Origin of the sequence: Flavobacterium aureirubrum (genome assembly GCF_038739835.1) — a bacterium.
Classification (GTDB): Bacteria; Bacteroidota; Bacteroidia; order Flavobacteriales; family Flavobacteriaceae; genus Flavobacterium; species Flavobacterium aureirubrum.
Map to the genome: position 1 here is coordinate 1 of NZ_JBCGDO010000066.1, position 1,520 is coordinate 1,520.

2 protein-coding genes are annotated in these 1,520 nt (G+C 32.2%); one reads left to right on the plus strand and one right to left on the minus strand.

The window, feature by feature from the left end; genetic code table 11:
- Window positions 1–158 precede the first annotated feature (158 nt).
- Window positions 159–755: a hypothetical protein gene (locus tag WFZ85_RS15920; RefSeq protein WP_342697239.1), complete on the plus strand. Its 597-nt coding sequence runs from the start codon at window positions 159–161 to the stop codon at window positions 753–755.
- A gap of 196 nt (window positions 756–951) precedes the next feature.
- Here WFZ85_RS15920 and WFZ85_RS15925 read toward each other — a convergent pair.
- On the minus strand, window positions 952–1,520 hold a 569-nt coding region (locus tag WFZ85_RS15925), incomplete at its 5' end, for a transposase (RefSeq protein ID WP_342697240.1).

A 1,520-nucleotide genomic window follows, 5' to 3' on the forward strand; every position in this document is an offset into this window, starting at 1 on the left:
TTGAAGCTGGTGACGGGAAATTCCTGATATGTGTTGCATGGTTAAAGATAAGAATACTTTGTTCTTCTTACAAATATTTTTGTATATTTGAAAAAGGATTGTGAAAGTTTTTTCACAGTCTGACGTTGTGTGCTATCTAACCTGAAAAAACGTAAAAAATGAAATTCTTAAATATTTTAATTATCTTATTTTTATTTTCTTTAACTAGTTGTGCAACATTTTCGAATAAGATAACTTTTGAAAATCAAGTTAAATTAAATAAAAACACACTTTCAAAAATTAATGGATTTTATGAAACAAATAGTGTTAAATCAATAGTTAAATATCAATACTCAAAACCTGAGGAAATTGAAAATGATACCGTTAATAGATATCCGCTATATTCAACACTACAAACAAATGATGGCTATGCAACTGGTTCTGTTGTGAAACTTGAAAATTATTCCACAAAAATTGAAGTTCAAGACAAAAGTAAAATAGTAATAACTTATTTGAATAAAGATAAAATAATTGATAAAGTAATTTTAAAATACAAACTTAAAAATGGATATTTATACCTGAAAAACAACAATTTTAAAACAAAGTTAATTCCTGGATTATGTGGCAATTTTGAAGTCGACCGAACAAGAATTGGACTTAATTCAGAAAATAATTTAATAATGAATCATTCGCATTATTTATATGGTGCAATTTTGTTTATTATTGGTGACACGAAAAAAAGTAGTTTTGCAGGTGAATATAAAAGAAAAATATAGACAGCACACAACAGCAGTTTGCAAAAATGGCGGGTTTTGGGCTTAATTTAAAGTTGGTTTTTATTTGAAAAGTCAGTGAAAAACCGAAAATTTAGGCTTCCTTAATCCGCCACTTCTGCAAGCTGCAAAACGTCAGGCTGTGAAAAAACTCCTTTTTCTCTACTGTTTTACTTTTTAAAACTGCTATAAACGGGTTTTAAGCCATGCTGATTTTTGATTTACTTTGACTGGTTTTAAAAAAAATTGAGGATAAAAACAGTTTTATATAGGTTGTTTTTATCAAAAACAAGCCTTTTCTCTTGTAAGGTGAGTTCCATGCTTTGAGTTTGGCTATTAAATTGGGCACGCCGAGGATGTTGATGCTGCGTTTGATGTTGTAGACTAGCATGATCAAACTGTGTTCGCCGTTTACTTTTTCTAATCCTATTAAATCAGTGTAATTGTATCCCCATTTTCGTTTGATTGTGCCAAAAATATGCTCATTAATTTCTTGCCTCTTTCGGTACAGTTGTGGGTTGGCTTGGTAGCGCTGGTGATTTTCTTCTACTGCTTCGGCATACTGGCTTCTATCAATTTCTCTTCCACCTTTTCTACTGGTGCATAAGTCTTTTACTGGGCAGGTTTTGCAGGCTGGTGTGCGGTATTTTTGGTACATATAACCGCTTTCTTCGGTGCGACCCGTTTTTTTGTGCCAGCTACCTGTGGTGGTGAGGGTTTGTCCTTGTGGACAGGTATAGGTGTTTGCTTCTTTGTTGTAAATGAACT